This window comes from Cytophagaceae bacterium ABcell3, assembly GCA_030913385.1.
In the GTDB taxonomy this organism is placed as follows: Bacteria; Bacteroidota; Bacteroidia; order Cytophagales; family Cytophagaceae; genus ABcell3.
This window is the reverse complement of the sequence record CP133159.1, coordinates 3,514,710-3,531,050: the sequence shown is the minus strand read 5'-3', so window position 1 is coordinate 3,531,050 and position 16,341 is coordinate 3,514,710. Positions and strand designations below refer to the sequence as shown.

Annotated in this window: 17 protein-coding genes and 2 pseudogenes; 15 read left to right on the top strand and 4 right to left on the bottom strand. The window is 37.8% G+C overall.

Going from position 1 to position 16,341, the window contains the following annotated elements:
* The first annotated feature begins 46 nt into the window (after nucleotides 1–46).
* The 10 genes and pseudogenes from RCC89_14210 to RCC89_14165 all read left to right on the top strand — a co-directional run bounded on the left by RCC89_14210 (nucleotide 47) and on the right by RCC89_14165 (nucleotide 7,707).
* A pseudogene (locus RCC89_14210) lies at nucleotides 47–931 on the top strand (RHS repeat-associated core domain-containing protein).
* A gap of 2 nt (nucleotides 932–933) precedes the next feature.
* Nucleotides 934–1,488, top strand: a complete 555-nt coding sequence (locus tag RCC89_14205) for a hypothetical protein (GenBank protein WMJ74310.1) — start codon at nucleotides 934–936, stop codon at nucleotides 1,486–1,488.
* Nucleotides 1,489–1,974: 486 nt separating this feature from the next.
* Nucleotides 1,975–2,241 carry a helix-turn-helix domain-containing protein gene (locus RCC89_14200; GenBank protein WMJ74309.1) on the top strand — a complete coding sequence of 89 codons (267 nt, stop codon included), beginning with the start codon at nucleotides 1,975–1,977 and terminating at the stop codon, nucleotides 2,239–2,241.
* Between the two features lie 24 nt (nucleotides 2,242–2,265).
* Nucleotides 2,266–2,583 carry a transposase gene (locus RCC89_14195; GenBank protein ID WMJ74308.1) on the top strand — a complete coding sequence of 106 codons (318 nt, stop codon included), beginning with the start codon at nucleotides 2,266–2,268 and terminating at the stop codon, nucleotides 2,581–2,583.
* Nucleotides 2,583–3,437: an IS3 family transposase gene (locus RCC89_14190; protein WMJ74307.1), complete on the top strand. Its 855-nt coding sequence runs from the start codon at nucleotides 2,583–2,585 to the stop codon at nucleotides 3,435–3,437. The genes RCC89_14195 and RCC89_14190 overlap by 1 nt, the downstream gene beginning before the upstream one ends.
* A gap of 107 nt (nucleotides 3,438–3,544) precedes the next feature.
* Nucleotides 3,545–4,891 carry an IS21 family transposase gene (gene istA / locus RCC89_14185; GenBank protein ID WMJ74306.1) on the top strand — a complete coding sequence of 449 codons (1,347 nt, stop codon included), beginning with the start codon at nucleotides 3,545–3,547 and terminating at the stop codon, nucleotides 4,889–4,891.
* Between the two features lie 27 nt (nucleotides 4,892–4,918).
* Complete coding sequence (istB, locus tag RCC89_14180) at nucleotides 4,919–5,653, top strand: IS21-like element helper ATPase IstB (protein ID WMJ74305.1); 735 nt, start codon at nucleotides 4,919–4,921, stop codon at nucleotides 5,651–5,653.
* An 87-nt stretch (nucleotides 5,654–5,740) separates the two neighbouring features.
* Entirely contained in the window at nucleotides 5,741–5,983 is a 243-nt protein-coding gene (locus RCC89_14175) for a hypothetical protein (protein ID WMJ74304.1), read from the top strand.
* Nucleotides 5,984–6,510: 527 nt separating this feature from the next.
* Complete coding sequence (locus RCC89_14170; GenBank protein ID WMJ74303.1) at nucleotides 6,511–7,065, top strand: hypothetical protein; 555 nt, start codon at nucleotides 6,511–6,513, stop codon at nucleotides 7,063–7,065.
* Nucleotides 7,066–7,212: 147 nt separating this feature from the next.
* Nucleotides 7,213–7,707, top strand: coding sequence for a hypothetical protein (locus tag RCC89_14165; protein WMJ74302.1), 495 nt, complete (start codon nucleotides 7,213–7,215; stop codon nucleotides 7,705–7,707).
* Between the two features lie 135 nt (nucleotides 7,708–7,842).
* Here the strand turns inward: RCC89_14165 and RCC89_14160 are convergent, their stop codons facing one another.
* Nucleotides 7,843–8,181, bottom strand: a complete 339-nt coding sequence (locus tag RCC89_14160) for a helix-turn-helix transcriptional regulator (GenBank protein WMJ74301.1) — start codon at nucleotides 8,179–8,181, stop codon at nucleotides 7,843–7,845.
* A gap of 145 nt (nucleotides 8,182–8,326) precedes the next feature.
* Between RCC89_14160 and RCC89_14155 the strand changes: the two are divergent.
* Both RCC89_14155 and RCC89_14150 read left to right on the top strand, forming a co-directional pair.
* A pseudogene (locus tag RCC89_14155) lies at nucleotides 8,327–9,223 on the top strand (IS982 family transposase).
* Nucleotides 9,224–9,495: 272 nt separating this feature from the next.
* Nucleotides 9,496–9,918, top strand: coding sequence for a hypothetical protein (locus tag RCC89_14150; GenBank protein ID WMJ74300.1), 423 nt, complete (start codon nucleotides 9,496–9,498; stop codon nucleotides 9,916–9,918).
* A 404-nt stretch (nucleotides 9,919–10,322) separates the two neighbouring features.
* Here RCC89_14150 and RCC89_14145 read toward each other — a convergent pair whose 3' ends face one another.
* The 3 genes from RCC89_14145 to RCC89_14135 all read right to left on the bottom strand — a co-directional run bounded on the left by RCC89_14145 (nucleotide 10,323) and on the right by RCC89_14135 (nucleotide 13,531).
* Nucleotides 10,323–10,808, bottom strand: a complete 486-nt coding sequence (locus RCC89_14145; GenBank protein ID WMJ75663.1) for a DUF4197 domain-containing protein — start codon at nucleotides 10,806–10,808, stop codon at nucleotides 10,323–10,325.
* A gap of 13 nt (nucleotides 10,809–10,821) precedes the next feature.
* On the bottom strand, nucleotides 10,822–11,037 hold the full coding sequence (locus RCC89_14140; protein ID WMJ74299.1) for a hypothetical protein: 216 nt from the start codon (nucleotides 11,035–11,037) through the stop codon (nucleotides 10,822–10,824).
* A 307-nt stretch (nucleotides 11,038–11,344) separates the two neighbouring features.
* A complete protein-coding gene (locus RCC89_14135; GenBank protein ID WMJ74298.1) occupies nucleotides 11,345–13,531 on the bottom strand; it encodes a M43 family zinc metalloprotease in 2,187 nt (728 codons plus the stop codon).
* 489 nt (nucleotides 13,532–14,020) lie between these two features.
* On the opposite strand from RCC89_14135, the gene arsN2 reads away from it, so the two are divergent.
* From arsN2 to ygiD, 3 genes are all read left to right on the top strand, one after another.
* Complete coding sequence (arsN2, locus tag RCC89_14130; GenBank protein ID WMJ74297.1) at nucleotides 14,021–14,473, top strand: arsenic resistance N-acetyltransferase ArsN2; 453 nt, start codon at nucleotides 14,021–14,023, stop codon at nucleotides 14,471–14,473.
* 104 nt (nucleotides 14,474–14,577) lie between these two features.
* Nucleotides 14,578–15,207, top strand: coding sequence for a nitroreductase family protein (locus RCC89_14125; GenBank protein WMJ74296.1), 630 nt, complete (start codon nucleotides 14,578–14,580; stop codon nucleotides 15,205–15,207).
* On the top strand, nucleotides 15,207–16,097 hold the full coding sequence (ygiD, locus tag RCC89_14120; protein WMJ74295.1) for a 4,5-DOPA dioxygenase extradiol: 891 nt from the start codon (nucleotides 15,207–15,209) through the stop codon (nucleotides 16,095–16,097). Before RCC89_14125 ends, ygiD begins: the two co-directional genes overlap by 1 nt.
* The last annotated feature ends 244 nt before the right edge of the window (nucleotides 16,098–16,341 follow it).

Genomic DNA, 16,341 nt, shown 5'->3' with positions numbered 1-16,341 from the left:
TTTATGAGTATGATGAGGTAGTGGTGCAGGGAGTTATAGGTATGGGTATAACGGAAAGGAGCTCGACCCGGAAGGCATGGGTGGAGGAGGATCTACTTACGATTACGGGTTTAGGATATACAATCCACAAATAGGTAAGTTTTTGAGTGTAGACCCGTTGGCACCTAGCTACCCAGAATTAACCCCTTATCAATATGCAAGTAATACTCCTATTTTTGCAATAGATATAGATGGTTTAGAAATGTTTCCTGGGTATTACTTGTGGACTGATAAACTTGGCTCTGCCATTATTAAGAAGTTTACTGATGCAGAAAAAAGGGCTGAGTCTCTTGATAGAGTTCAAAAAATTATTCATCAGCAAGAACCCTCAGTAGTCGATAAAGTATTGCATCGAGTTGAAGCTTATACCTATGTTTTTGGAGAATATACAAGTGCAGAAGATGTAAATGTTTTAACAAAGGGTAAAACAACTAAGGACGAACAAGCCTCCTATTGGGATTACTCTTTCGCTTCTGTTGGTTTTTTTATTCCGTTTGCCAGTGGAGGGACAGTTAAACAGACTTTAAAAGGGTTTTATAGGATATTAGATGGATCTAATGCTGATAATTTTTTCTTAAAACATGGAGTTAAAAATTTTGACGAGTATCGTAAACAATATAAAAATCTCCCTACTAGTCAAAGAGTGGCTAAATACATGGAGGCAGGCGAAGAGGTTGCTTTAAGAAATAATTGGCAGAAAAACAGTAAGTTAAGTAAAGTGAATGATAGGAATGTTTATGATACAGAGTTTGGTTATGCCGCATTGGATACGGAAAAAGGTACTTTTGAAATTTTGAATAAAAAAGGTAAACATCAAGGTGAAATTACTTTTGATGGAGTTAAATTAGATGGGGCTGATGCTTCAGGAGGACATGATTTAATAATTCCATAACTATGAATGAATCTCTGATAAAAAACATTGTGGACTCTATTTTTAACTTGTCTAAGAATGAATCTGCTTATCTAGGAGCCATTAATGAGCCATTTATTCTTGATAGTTCTATTATAGATTTATTACAAGAATGTAAATTTAATTACACAATAAATGACGACAGGAGTTTTCCAAAAGTAAGTGTGAAAGTTTTTTTGGGAGATTATTCCCAAGGAGGTACTAAAATTGATTATTACTGCTTTTTAGAGTTTTCAAAACTATTTAGGGATGTGGTTCATGTCTATTTTAGATATATAATAAACAATCCAGATGTCGACCGTCTTTCGGGGATATTAACAGATGATGTGTATGAGCCTTTGACTGTTAAGCAATATGATTTTTATGAAAATTTAAAAGATGTTTTTAAAAACTTAAACATACAAATCTTAAGTTATAATGAAGTTTATTATGTTTTATGTAATATGCAAGTTGGAAAAGCTGGCTTAGGTTTTTTTGGGCACCAGCCTACTCTAGGGTTATTGCTGTTTAATGATTACTTTGATTTATGCCCTGACTGATTTCCTCAGCTGGCGCGGTGTGTCACGAATTCAAAATACCCCCCCCCACTGGTCTAAGATTAGCGAAAGCGTATCTTAGACCTAAAACATCGTAAGCTTGTAGCTTGCGTTACCCCCTCTGGTCTAAGATTAGCGATAGCTGCGTAACATAAGTTGAGAAAAAAAGAAAATGAGAAACCGGAAGGTCTTTTTTGAGAGGCTTTCCGGTTTTTTTGTCTGAATCAGAATTTTCAGGATTAGAGAATTAACAGGATGTGGGCGGAGAGCGGTATCCGGCGGAGTTTCTGAACTACTGAATAGAAGTTATTTTGTATAGAAATTCTCCTTTAGTGGATAATTCGGAGATCATTGTGCCACCCATTTCGGGCCATGTTGTGCCACCCATTTCGGACGTCATTGTGCCAGTTTATAACTAGCCCTTGAGCATTGTTTCGGAGATCATTGTGCCACTTTCCATAATACTTATTAGTCTTGCCATAAAAAGCAATGGCAGGTCAACGATTGGACATTATGGAAATACTTCAAATAATTCAATTAAAGAAAAAAGGAATGAGCAATCGTCAGATTGCCTCTGCCCTTGGAATTAGCCGCAATACGGTCAATTCCTATTTTAAAACCTTCAAAGAGCACCAGCTCAGCATTGAAGACCTTGAAGGGCTTACTGAGACTGATTTGGCCGACCTCTTCCCTAAAGCGGACTATAAAGATAGCACTCGCTATGGAATGTATATATTTGATAGGACAGTAAGTTAAGCTCTTTTTCTTAAATTTGGAACGATGAGTAAAAGAGAAAGAAGGTCATATGACCACGAATTTAAAACAATGGCTGTAGAGCTGCATTTAAGCGGGAAGACCAGTACCGCTGTTGGGAAAGAATTAGGCATTGGTCCTGATTTAGTAAGGAGATGGTCACGTGAAATGAAGACGAATGGCGCTGCCAGTTTTCCAGGAAATGGGAAACAGAACCTTTCAGAAGAACAAAAAGAAATTCATGCCTTGAGGAAAGCCTTAAAGGAATCTGAGCTTGAAAGGGAAATCCTAAAAAAGGCGGTAAGCATCTTTTCCAGGGGAGACAGCAAATATACCAATTCATAATGGATCATAGAAAAGAGTATGCTGTTGAAAAGATGTGTAGGACATTTAATGTTGCCAGGAACAGCTTTTATGAGTGGAAGAAGGAGAAACAACTCAAACTGGCTCAACAAAGAGCGATATTGCTAAAGGAAATCAAAACAGTGCATGAGTTAAGCAATGGTACCTATGGAAGTCCTAGAATTACATTAGATCTTAGAAAAAAGGGTTTTGCAGTATCCAGGCCAAGGGTTGCCAGGATCATGAAAGACCACGGAATCAGGAGTGTTGTAAGTAAAAAATTTAAAGTCTGCACAACTGATTCAAACCATGGATTTAGCATCAGTCCTAACGTTCTTGATAGATCTTTTAAACCTGAAAGCCCTTCAAAATCATGGGTATCAGACATAACTTATATCCGGACAAATGAGGCATGGTTATACCTGACCATGATTATGGACTTATATGATAGGAAAATAATAGGATGGTCTATGTCCACTTCGATGCATGCATATGAAACAGTAGTGCCTGCATGGAGGATGGCACTGATAAACAGACCTGTTTTTCAAGAGCTGGTTTTTCATTCAGACAGAGGCGTGCAGTATGCATGCAAAGAGTTCAGGGATGAGCTTGGTAAGCTAAATGTTACTCAGAGCATGAGCAGAAAAGGGAATTGCTGGGACAATGCAGTGGCTGAAAGCTTCTTCAAAACCCTGAAATCTGAAACTGGTTACCGGAAATATGAATCAATAAAGCAGGCAAAAAAGGGATTGTTTGAATACATTGAGATATGGTACAACAGGACCAGAAGACATTCCTCTCTTGGATATCTTTCTCCTGAAGAATTTTATAATATTCATAGAAAAAGTGCTGCGTAAAAGAAGCATAAACCTCGAAATCCTCCTATGATTTTTCTTCTAAATCATAGGAGGATTTGAGGAGCCCTGCGGCAGGCATTAATTAATCAAAAAAAGGGCTTAATTATTTGTACGGTTTTTTGTTGCAATTCCACTACGAGCAGCTAATTAAATGCTTTCCTTATTTCCAAAAAGAGCTTAATAAGCCCGGCTGTACCTTGCAGGTACTTTGGCATGAATATCTCAGTAAACATGCTGATGGTTACCGCTATACACAATTTGTCACTTATTACAACCAGTGGAGCAATGCAAAGAATGGTAGTGGAATATTAATACATAAGGCAGCAGAGAAGCTTTATGTGGATTTTGCAGGTAAAAAACTCAGCTATGTTGACCGAAGCACCGGTGAAGTAAAAGGAGCTGAAGTATTCGTAGCAATCCTTCCCTGCAGTCAATATACCTATGTTCAGGCGGTTGAAAGTCAAAAAAGGGAAGATTTCATCTCCTGTCTCAATGGATGCTTGCAATGGCTTGGAGGAGTACCTAAAGCTATTGTGTCAGACAACTTGAAAGCGGCAGTTAGCAAAGGGCATAAATATGCTCCGGTGATTAATAAAACACTCAAATCACTCGCCTTGCACTATAAATGCGTAATAGACCCCACAAGGCCATATCATCCACAAGATAAAGCCCTGGTAGAAGGAGCTGTAAAGCTCGTTTATCAAAGGATTTATTACCCTTTATCAAAACACACCTTTTTTAGCCTCAAAGAGCTCAATGATGCCATTGCTGAACAATTAATTAGCTACAATGACAAATACTGTTTTCAAACCAGTAGGGTGACCCGAAAGCAGCGTTTTCAGGAAATCGAAAAGGAGTTCTTGGCTCCTTTGCCTTCGTCCCCATACCTGATAAAAAACTATAAAAGAGCTAAGGTTCAGAAGATTGGCCATGTCTTTTTAAGTGAAGACAGAAACTATTACAGTGTTCCTCACCGGTATATAGGTCAACATGTCGAAGTTCAATATGACGCTTGTAATGTTGAGGTATTCTTCAATAAAGAACGCGTTGCCTCCCATAGAAGAAGTTATAAGGCAGGCGGGTATAGCACTGTAAAAGAGCATCTACCTTCTAGCCATCAGGCTTATAACGATTGGAATCCGGAGTACTTTATCCAAAAAGCTGAAAAAGTCGGCAGGTATACCTGTGATTATATTACCAGGTTAATCAGCCAATACAATTATCCTGAGCTAGCCTATAAACAAGCACAAGGCATTTTGTCATTCTTGAAGGCTTACTCTGCAGAAAGACTAGAAAGTGCTTGTAAACGAGCCTTGCAGTACCATAAGGCCAGCTACAAGACTATTGATCGAATACTGAAAAACAACTTGGACCAAGAGGCAAATTTTACCTGCAACCTCCAAAGTAACACGCCTGACCATGATAATATCAGGGGAGCTTCTAACTACATATAAACTATTTAACATCAAAACAATACATAAATGAACCAACACAACACAGTAGAAAAACTTCGGCAGATGCAACTTTCGTCTATGGCAACCCTATATCATCAAGCCATAACCGAGAACCTGTATAAAGACATGAGCACGGATGAATTCATGACCTTGCTTGTTGATAATGAATGGGAAGAACGCCAAAGAAAAAAGATCGCCAGGCTAATCAAACTGGCCGGTTTTAGAACGGATGCTTCTGCAAACAATATTGATTACCAAAGCAATAGAAGCCTTGATAAAACTTTTTTACAGCGGCTCTTTACCTTAAACTTTATAAAGAACAAAGAGAACATCATTGCTACAGGCCCTACAGGTGTAGGAAAGAGTTACATCGCCCAAGCTATTGGAAATCATGCTTGTCAAATGTTATATAAAACCCGCTATTATATAGCCGCAAGGTTCTTTGATCAAGCTAAACTAGCCAAATTAAACGGTACATACATTAAGCTTTTGAATCAGTTGCATAAAACGCCTCTTTTAATCCTTGATGACTTTGGGCTACATGCAATGGATCAGTTTGATAGACAAATACTTTTAGATCTTATAGAAGAAAGGCATCAGAGAGCTTCTACCATATTTTGTTCTCAAATACCAGTAAGTAAATGGCATGAACTAATAGGTGAAGGAACCATTGCTGATGCTATTTTAGACCGTGTTGTCTACTCCTCTCACAGGTTAGACTTGCAAGGTGAATCATTGCGTAAAAAACAAAACTTGAACTAGAGAAATTATATTCGTAATCTTGTACTGGAAAGTGGCACTATATCCTCCGAAATAACTGGCACCATATCACCGAAATAACCAGTCGAAATGGAACAAGGGAAAGTCCAAGAGTTTCTTGATGAATTGAAAGCTTCTGATGAAGATAAGTTTAATAGAGTTGTAGAAAACATAAATGAAGGTTTAAATGGATATACTTTTGCTATGTTTGGCTATGTTCAAGATGCAAAAGATGAAATTGGAGGAGATCGGAAGATTGATTTTGCTAACCAGAAACATAGGGAGGCTTTGGGAAAAAGCTTAGTGAAACGGATAAGGGAGAGTGAGGAGTAGACATGAAAAAGTATGTTTTTCTTATTATCTCCTTATGTCTGTTCCAATCAATAGTTGAGCCTTTTTCATGGATAACTTTTGAAGTGATTAGAGAGTTTAAATTTTATAACAAAAGGCCTGATTTGTCTCGTGCTACTCATGGATTGACGTTGTATTATATATTTATAAGGTTTTTCGTATCTGTTTTGCCATACACATTGTTTTTTGTTGTAGTAAAAAAGTTTATTTTTAGTTCATATACATATTTAAAGATTGGCATTTTGCACTTTACTCTTAGTGTTTTAATCGCTTACATATTTTTGAAACTAGTTTCTTTAGACATGCGTGCAAGTGTATTGGTAAATGTCATTATCACCAGTAGTGTTATATCTATTGTTTTTGTGTTATTAAAGCCTTTTAGGGGTATTTTTAATCCTAGATGAGAAGAACTTGATCCTAATGGAGATTCTGATTTTTATTCTAGTGAAGGAGAATATTTAGGGAATGATGGCACTGATAAAGATAATGTTTATGTTTATCAGGGAAGTATGAAGATGTTTATGGAAGGTTCAGGCTTAAAAGAAGGAGAAAAAATAACCAAAGAACACCTTAAAGGCATGGATTGGTTTGCAGATAATCATGTTGGAAGTACAGATCCTGTTGTTATTGATTTAAAGATAAAACATGCAGATTTCAAAGACCTTGCAGGGACTCTATATGCAGAAGGTACCGCTGGTAAATTATCGGCTGAAGAAGCAGCAGGAATTTATTCTGTATTGGAGAATAGAGCAGAAGCAGGAAAAAGTACACCATTAGCTATAGCGAAAGGCGGAGGAGTTTATGGTTATGCCCATAGGAAAAAAATTGATGATCCTTTAGCTCATAGAGGTTCTAAGCAAAATGCTTATAAGGGTTTGATAATGGGCATGACAAGTGATAAAGATTATTCCGGAGGAGGCTTTTTTTGGCATGGGGAAGATTTTGGAGGGCCACGGTCATACTCGCGCGCTCACCAAGATTATTATAAAGTTGGATTTAGGTTTACGAATCCTTCCCATGATATTTGGAACTTAGGAGACGTTAAATCAGGAAAGAGTAATTAGGATTTATAAATTTGAGTCTACAGGTGCTGCAGGACAAACAACTTTTATGAGACTAACGGATGGATGGAAAACGGCTAATAGACATAGTAAGCCATGGTAAGAGTTTTTATTATGTTGCTACTGATAACTGTAAGTTGTTGTTTTCTTATGAAAAACAATAGCCTTAAAGTTTTAAATCAAAAATCTGCCAATTGTTGTGTCTCCAATCAGCCTGAAAATAAATATAAAGTTCAGTCTTATTTTTTAGCTGATTTTAAAATCATAGATGATTGGTTGGATAAAGTAAGTCATGACAGCCTTGTTTTTTATACGGTTTCAAAAGGTAAAAGTAGTTGTTATGTGGTTTCTTCAAGATTTTTTGGGGGATCAGGTTTAGGTAGTAATTTTTATGCTTGGGCTGTTATACCTTCAAGAAAAGATACCGCTTATTTTTTTGAAAGTTTAAGCAATAAAGTTGAACAATTCTATTATCTAGATTCGCCTAACAAGCTTAATGTAAGTACAGTAAATTTTGGTGATCGTTTTTTTTACTATAGAAATGAAGATAGTCTTGATTTCAAGATTGAATCATATACTGTGGATTTCAGTTATCGTGGTATAGATACTCTTGATTCTTATTCTTCAGAATGTTTTTGTAAATAATTCACCTGCTGTTTGGTATTTGTAATCCCGAACCCTTATCATAGGATTTGTAATCCGGTTAATAAAAACAGAAATCCGGGAGGCGTAGAGCTTTCCGGATTTTTTTTTGTCTGAATCAGAATTTTCAGGATTTTTTTAAGCAGAATAAGCATTTTTGGTTTTAAAATCCCTGATATAAGCACTGATCACTTTCATCAGGGTAACTTTATCATCTTCTGGCATAGTGTCCACCTCTTTAAACTGTCTGAACAAAGCAGTGTCCCTGATGGTGTCAGAATCTTCATTTCCTAGCAGATAATCAGCAGTCACTTCCAGCGCATCTGCAATATTTTTTAAAACCACAGCAGAAGGGATAACCAGATCCTTTTCATACTTGGATATATTTTTCTGATGAATACCGGCTTTCTCACTGAGCTCTTGCTGAGAGAGCTTTTTCTTAAGTCTGGTCAGTTTTATTTTCTCTCCGAGGGTCATAATAAGCGATTATTTAAGCTTTAGAAACCTGAGTTCGATTATAAAAATGTCAAAAAATATCTAATTTTTTGCCCTGAAAAATAGTAAAAGCCATGTTCTTTTGTTAAATTAATATTCTGAAAATCAACAATTTAACTACTAAAACATGACTCTTGACGACAATAAAATTACTGAAATTTTCTATTTAATTGACGATTTTTGCTTAGAATTTGACAAATCAATGGAAAAGAACCTTTTGGGGAATAAACCTAAGAGAAAGCCTAGGATGAGCTGTAGCGAGGTCATTACCATAATGGTTATGTTCCACTCGGGCGGGTATCGAAACATGAAGCACTTTTATGTAAACTTTGTAAAGGTTCATCTTTCGCACTTGTTCCCTGAAACCGTCTCTTACAATTGATTTGTGGAACTGATGCAGGCAGCAACACTTCCAATGACTATTTTTTTGAAGACATGCTGTATGGGCAAAGGGACAGGTATTTCCTTTATAGATTCCACCCCTATCAGAGTATGTAATAACAAGAGGATAAAAAGAAACAGGGTGTTTAAGGATATGGCCACGGTTGGCAAGTCTACAATGGGCTATTTCTTTGGTTTTAAACTACATATAGTTATAAATGACAAGGGAGAGCTACTGAACTTTGTCATTACCCAAGGCAATGTAGACGATAGGGAGCCTCTAAAAAATAAAAGTTTCATAAAAACCTTAAAAGGAAAGCTTTATGCAGACAAAGGGTACATTTCTAAAGAACTGACAAGCCTGCTTTTCATTGATGGGCTACACTTGATAACCAGCATCCGCAATAACATGAAGAACACTTTAATGGAATTGAAGGACAAGATTATGCTAAGAAAACGTTCTGTTATAGAGACTGTTAATGATGAATTAAAAAACATGTGCCAGGTAGAGCATTCAAGGCATAGATCATTTAACAACTTTATAACCAACCTGATATCGGGTTTAATCGCTTATTCTTTCTTTCCTAAGAAGCCAGCTATTAAATATGAAGCGGTTGAAACTAACCAAATGGCCATTTTTTAAAGTCGAACTCAGGTTAGAACGTTTTAGAAGCGATTTATATACAAAAATACTCCTTTTGGTGGATAAAAAAATACTTATATGTATTGTGTTTTAATACCTAAATGCTGCCTTTGGAGCAAAAAGGTATAAGTGAAATTTTTTTAAATATTTTTCAACCAAAACTTAAAGCCCAATGAGCACCACCACCAAAGAAGTCAAAAAGCACCTTGGCCAGCTCTCGCTGAAGAGCATGAACTTGGTTTAGTTGTAACAGGTGGTGCGTCTAAAGAGGTGTGAATAATTTATGGAAGAACAAAAGAGGTGACAGAATGAAGCACGTGCCTTTTTACTTGATTATGCTTTTTGTTTTAGCGTTCTGTCGAGAGAGAAAAAACTGGAAAGATGAGTTCTGGGAAGATGGTTCTTATAAAGTTATGGTCTCAAAAATAGAGTCGCCTCTTGATGGAACGATTACTAAGGTAAAATTTTTTGAAGAAAAGAATGATACAAGTACTTACTTGCTTGAAAAATACTATGATAACGATCAAATGTCTGAAAGAGGGAGGTTTGAACTGGGTATAAAAGATGGGCTTTGGAAGTCTTGGTATAAGAATGGTGCTAAGGCTATTGAAGTTAATTATCAAATGGGGAAAAGGTCTGGCGCCTATAGAAGTTGGTATCCAGATGGAAGAGCGTTAGAAGAAGTTGAATATTAAGACAGTTTTATAATTTTATTAATAGCACTTATTTTTTACGTTCAGTAGTATTGCTATTTTGCTGTTTATGAAGAAACCTATCGCATAATTCAGGTCTACCAGTGGTGTTTGGGCAAGGGGGGAGTATCTGCTAAACCGTGGTTGTGTCTTAGACCTTTCCCTTTGGCTGGTGGCGGTTTAGCAGTTCTGTTTCCGTGGTTGTGTCTTCTGACCACCCACCCACCTGCTAGAGGTAGCCTGGGGTTACTAATTCCTGAATTTGAAAATTAATATGAATAGGTTCTGACAGAGATACTGATGTGCGGTTAATTTGGGGAGGGAGTCTTAAAATCACGCATAAAAAAATCCGTAAAAACCTTTTGTATAAAAAGGGTTTTACGGATTTTCATTGAAGGGTTATATTTTTATTTAAAGGCTTTCTTTAGCAGGTCCGAAGTTCTTGCTGCCGGATCTTTTCTAATGGCCAACTCTTCTTTGGCTACCATTGTAAACAATCCCGCTATGGCTTTTTCTGTTACATAATTTTCCAGGTCTGCGTCCACCTTCTTGGTCATAGGGATTTTGTTGTAGCGGGTAATGGCTGTTTCCCAATGCTTGGTTGCATTTACTTTTTCAAGGGATGCTGAAATAACCGGTTTAAATTTTTCGCTCAAAGAGTTAGTGGTGTTTCTTTCCAGATACTGCGTTGCAGCATCATCTTCTCCTTTGATAAGTTTTACAGCATCTTGAATAGACAAGCCTTTGATCGCTTCCATAAAAATTGGTTTTGCTTCAGCAGCAGCATCCTCTGCTGCCTGGTTTAGTGATAATACTACATCATCTACTTGCTTGTCAAGTCCTGCTTTTCTTAGGGTGCTTTCAACTCTTTGCGCATCTGGCGGAAAAGGTATTTTTACCTGGGGGTTATTTAGATAGCCTCCGGACTTTATTGAGTACTTCTACGCCTTTCTGTACACCATTGTTTAGTGCTTCCTTAATAGCCTCGCCAGCTTCTTGTTGGGATAAACCAACATTTCCTGATTTTACGGCATTTTTAGCATTTTGTAGTAGCTGGGCATTGGTTTCGAGGGAGATGCCACTTATGATTATAGCTGTACATAAAACGATAAACCTTTTCATATGCTCAAGTAATGTTTTTTTAATAACCACTTTTCTTTAAAAATATTATTTTTCGGGTGCTTTATTTTATTTTTAATATCTGCATCAATGAAGCTCGGAATATCTAGATACAAAACCAAAAAGTCTCCAGTTTTTTATATGCTCCTGTTTAGGACACTGCTAGGTTTGCTCTATCAAGTTTTCAGTTCTTCTGTTGTTATTTTAACTCGAATTATGTAAAACTATCCGGTTGAACTTGTTATCTGGAGGACAAAAAAAACCTGCCGGTTAATGGGCAGGGGCTTTAAGTTAGTGCAAATTTATGTTGCTAGTAAACTACCACTTTTTGAATTGCCGGCAGGTCATTTATCTCTGCAATCATATAATACATTCCGGGGGTGAGACTTTTTCTTTCCAGGTAGTACTCATTTGTTCCGGTATTTAGTTTTCCGTCATGTACCAGGCTTACGACTTTGCCTGTATTGTCCAGAAGTTTTATTTTAAGATTTCCTTGTACTTCAGACTCTACTTTTATACAGGTTCTGGTAGAAAACGGGTTAGGTATAACCGAGAGTTCAACCCCTTCTGTGGCATGTTTGACAGCTACCGGAACGTCAGGTTGATCTTGATCTTCAGGCTCCTCCGGCTCTGGCTGGTTTATTTTTGCCAGAACTGGTATCCTGGCACTTGGACATTCTTCTAAGGCTGTAATATGCCAGTCGTAAAAGTACAAATAGTCACCTCTGTTGGTTTGGCCAAAAATACTAGCTTTCAGGGTAAGGATATCTGGTACAGTATATGGGAAGCCTGTGTCTTCTCGATCAAAATACAACCATCCTGTTCCATTATTGTCCAATGAAAGTCTATAATCTTCCCCTACAGGCAAAAACTGATCAAGTGCCAGAAATTGTCCTTCTCTTATAGTTGTGTCAACTACCCATTCGTTGATGACTCTATTATCTTTGTCTCTAATCGATATATTTACTGGGGAGATGCGGGCAAATATTTTTACTGAATCAATGGTTAAGGGGTGGTGGACGTCAAATAAGATATACCCTCCTGTTCCTGAGCTAAATTTTGTAGACCTTTCTTTTCCTGTAGAATAAGGCTGTACATCGAAATAAGCTTGGGCATAATACGTAAGGGTTTCGTCTAAGGCAGGCGTGGTAAAGGTATCTCCTGTAAAAACGGGATCTACTGAAGTCTGTGAGTCAAACCATCTTATGTTTCCTGCACCGGAAGCTACTAACCTTAGGGTGTCACCAACGTCCCCAGTGTCACTAACAACTGTAATATCTTCGTTGGCATAAACTTCAATGTATTCTTCCTTAGACAAAATGTCTTCTCCATAATCATTTGTTAAGGTAAGCGTTACCTTCTTTTTTCCGGGAGTCAGGAAAGCTACAGCGGGTTCTCTAGAATTGGAAGATGCAGGGTTTCCGTCCTCAAATTCCCATTGCCAGGTAGTAGGATTTCTGGTCGCATGGAATGAAAAGCTGACAGAGTCTCTTATACAGAGGTTGTTGGTGCTGGCATCAAAAAAGGTGATTTTGGGAGCTACCCTTCCATCAGTTCCTGTTGCAACTAGGTTTTCAGGCTGCCAAATAGTTCGCCAGACATACCAGGGGTTTTCTAAAAAAGCATGCATACGATCCATTTGTCCTGCCGTAAATTTATTTCTACAGGTTCTGAGTGAGTAATCCATGTAGTTTCTAATCTGTGCGGTTGTTCCACAAGGAGAGGCTCCGATGCAATCCCCCATGTTCCCTGAAAAAGCATTTTGGGTGGTAGGAGGTGTGTCACAGACTCTGTCTCCTTCAGTTTCGCAATCTGCTTCATTGCACCCATCTTCAAACGTGTGTAATAAACCGAAGCAATGTCCAATTTCGTGGGTCCAGGTTTTAGGGTCTGTGTTATACTGCATAGCTGCGCCAAATGTGCCACCTAACCCAGCATAAAACCCTCCATTGTAATTTATGCCCCATGCGAGATAAATGTTTAGGTACTTGGTCCTGTCCCATGTTGTAATATCTCTTATGGCAGCTGTGTTGTCCAAAGAAGGATTTGAGTTGTTAAAACTGTATCCTAAGGTATTAAAGTGTGGTACAGAGGAAGCATTTACCCTGTTAATGCCTGAGGTAGGGATCCCTTCAGGGTCTTTAGTGGCAAGTACAACTTCTATACGTGTGTCAACACCATTTCCATCACCGCTGGAGCCAGGCACTTTGCGAAGCTGGTTGTTAAGCTCTTCCAGGTACTTATATATTTCATAATCTGTAATATTTTCTTCTACACCTACTTCTTCTCTTCCATTACGGTACAATACATGTATAACTACCGGTATTTTATATACCTCTGATGACTTTCTGTTTATGTTCTCTCTGAGGTACTGCTGTACTTTTTCTTCCACCGTATCATCTATCATGTCAGATGTGATGGGGCAATCCATATCTTGTGCTTGTGGCACTAGCGGGATGAACAGAGCTGCCAGTAAAAAAATGAGTTTCTTGTGCATGTATATGATTAGTTAAGATTTAAGTTTTTTTACAATCAATAGTTTACACATTGTTATACTTGTTTATTTCTATGCCTTAAGTATTCGGTTTCTTTTAGGGAGAAAAATGCCTGTTAATAGAAATTGTCTTGGTTTGGATATACCATTTTAATTTTTGGACAAATATATGTATTAAATATGATATTTTTTTACGTGTATATTAGATTGTTGTTTTGTTAAAGTTGTTTGTTTTCTGTAAAATAGTTAGTTGTGGTTTTATTGTTTTATAAAAAGTTGTAATAATACAATTTTTTGTTTTTAAAGTTAATGAGAAAGGGTGAAGAAGGAATGTTTGGGGATAGTTGGGAAAGGCCAAAAGATAATGCTAAAGTTTTTTCTTGGTAAGAAATGGTTTAAATTACATGTTTTGCTTACTACTTTTCTGGCAAAATAAAGACAATTTTTGCTGAAGAAGCCTGATAGATATTGTCTGGGTGTTTTCAAATTCGTATGAAAAGAAATAGTATTGTTTTTAGGGTTTGCCACCAGAATTTTTTTGAAGAGTGGCATGATTTAAAGCTGTTGCTTCAGGAGTGTAACCTTCCGGAGGACGTCGATTTTTCTAGGTCTACCTTTGCTATAGCCAAAGAAAACAAGAATCTGATTGGTGCTGCTGGTATGGAAGTATATGGTAAATATGGTCTGCTTCGGTCTGTGGTGGTTTCTGAGCAGTACAGGTTCGGGAAAATTGGCCGGCTTTTGTGTGAAACAGTCTTTCAGACTGCTGGTGATAAGGGAGTGGTAGAGTTTTTTTTGCTCACAACAGATGCTTCTTCCTATTTTAAAAAACTTGGATTTGTGGTTGTAGATAGGTCTTTGGTGCCTTCTGCAATCAGGCGTAGTGAGCAATTTAGTCGGTCATGTCCTGCTACGGCAATTTGCATGCATAAGATATATGTATAGAAACAGTTTTTTACTTTATTTTACAAAACCAATTTGTGAAATTAAATGTTATGACATATATTGTATTTACATTTAATTTAGATTGGCTAAATTTACTTAAAAATATGGATTTGATAAAAGCATTAAAATGGCGTTACGCAACTAAGAAGATGAATGGTACACCCGTGCCCCAAGCTCAAGTTGATAGGGTGTTGGAAGCAATAAGTTTGGCACCTTCTTCTATGGGTTTGCAGCCTTATACGGTACTTGTTGTTACTAACCCTGGCGTGAAGCAGAAGATTTTTGAAGAGGCGGCAAAACAGTCTCAGGTGGTGGACTGTTCACATTTGCTGGTATTTGCCGCTTGGGATAATGTGGTTCCAAGTCAGGTAGAAGAGTACATCGGTTTTATGGCTACTGCCAGGGGCGTTTCTTTGGAGTCATTGAACCAGTATAAAGGGATGATTCTTTCTTTGATTGACCGGCCTAAAGAAGAGAACTTCAATTGGGCAGCAAGGCAAACCTATATAGCTTTTGGTACGGCCATTGCCGCGGCGGCAGAAGCGCAGGTTGATGCTACACCTATGGAAGGTTTTGACGGTGGAAAGTTAGATAGCATACTAGGCTTGAAGGGTAAAGGGCTTAGAAGTGTCACGTTACTACCTTTGGGCTACCGTGATGCTGAAAATGATTGGTTGGCTAACTTGCCTAAAGTACGGAGGGCAAAGGATAAATTGTTTAACTTAATAGATTAATGAAAAGAAAAACATTTATTAAAGCACTGGCTTTGGCGCCACTGGCTGGTTTTTCTATGAGTTTTAAATCTTTACGTTCTTTAGGTGGGCTATCTGACGAGCCCTCTTTAATGCCTGTTCTCTTCGTTGGTCATGGTAGTCCAATGAATGCGATTGAGAAAAATGAATTTTCACTCAATTGGAAAAAGCTTGGTCAGAAGCTTCCTAGGCCTAAGGCAATTTTATGCATATCAGCACACTGGGAAACAAAAGGTACTTATGTTACGGCCATGCCTAAACCAAAGACGATTCATGATTTTGGCGGCTTCCCGAATGCTTTGTTTGAAATTCATTACCCTGCGCAAGGCTTACCGGAATTGGCTCAAGAAACCCAGCGTTTGGTGAAAGGCACCCAAGTTGGTCTGGACGAAAGTTGGGGGCTTGACCATGGCTGCTGGAGTATACTGAATCCGATGTTTCCTGAAGCGGATATTCCTGTGTTGCAAATGAGTATTGATTACAGAAAGCCTCCTTTGTATCACTACGAACTTGCTCGGGAGTTGGCTTTTTTGAGGCGCAAAGGGGTATTGATTGTAGGTAGCGGAAATCTGGTACATAACCTAAAGGTGATTGCATGGGACAAGATTCAAGAACCGGAGTATGGGTATGACTGGGCTTTGGAAGCTAATGAATTATTTAAGTCGTTAATTGAGTCTAAAGACTATAAAAAACTTTCAGATTACTCCACCTTAGGTAAAGCAGTAAAAATGTCTGTTCCTACTCCCGATCATTTCTTGCCAGCTTTATATGCCTTGGCACTTCAGGGAAAGGGGGAAGAGCTATCTTTTTTTAATGATAAAACGGTAATGGGGTCTATTTCTATGACTTCATTTGTGGTAGGAAAGGTATAATGTTTTAAGATTACCCATTTAAGTCTCTAGGAAGTAATAAGTTTTTTTGTATGATAAAATCCTTTAAACTGCCTTTCTTAAATGGCGATATGTGCCATTTAAGAAAATAAGGTGGCCATTGATGAAATTGCGTTAAGAACTTTATAAGCATGAAGCGGCCAAAAAATTTGCTGTTTGAGCCCGACGCAAGGAGGGTGAGTTTCATCCCGATAGCTATCGGGATAGCGTAATGGTTATAAAGTTT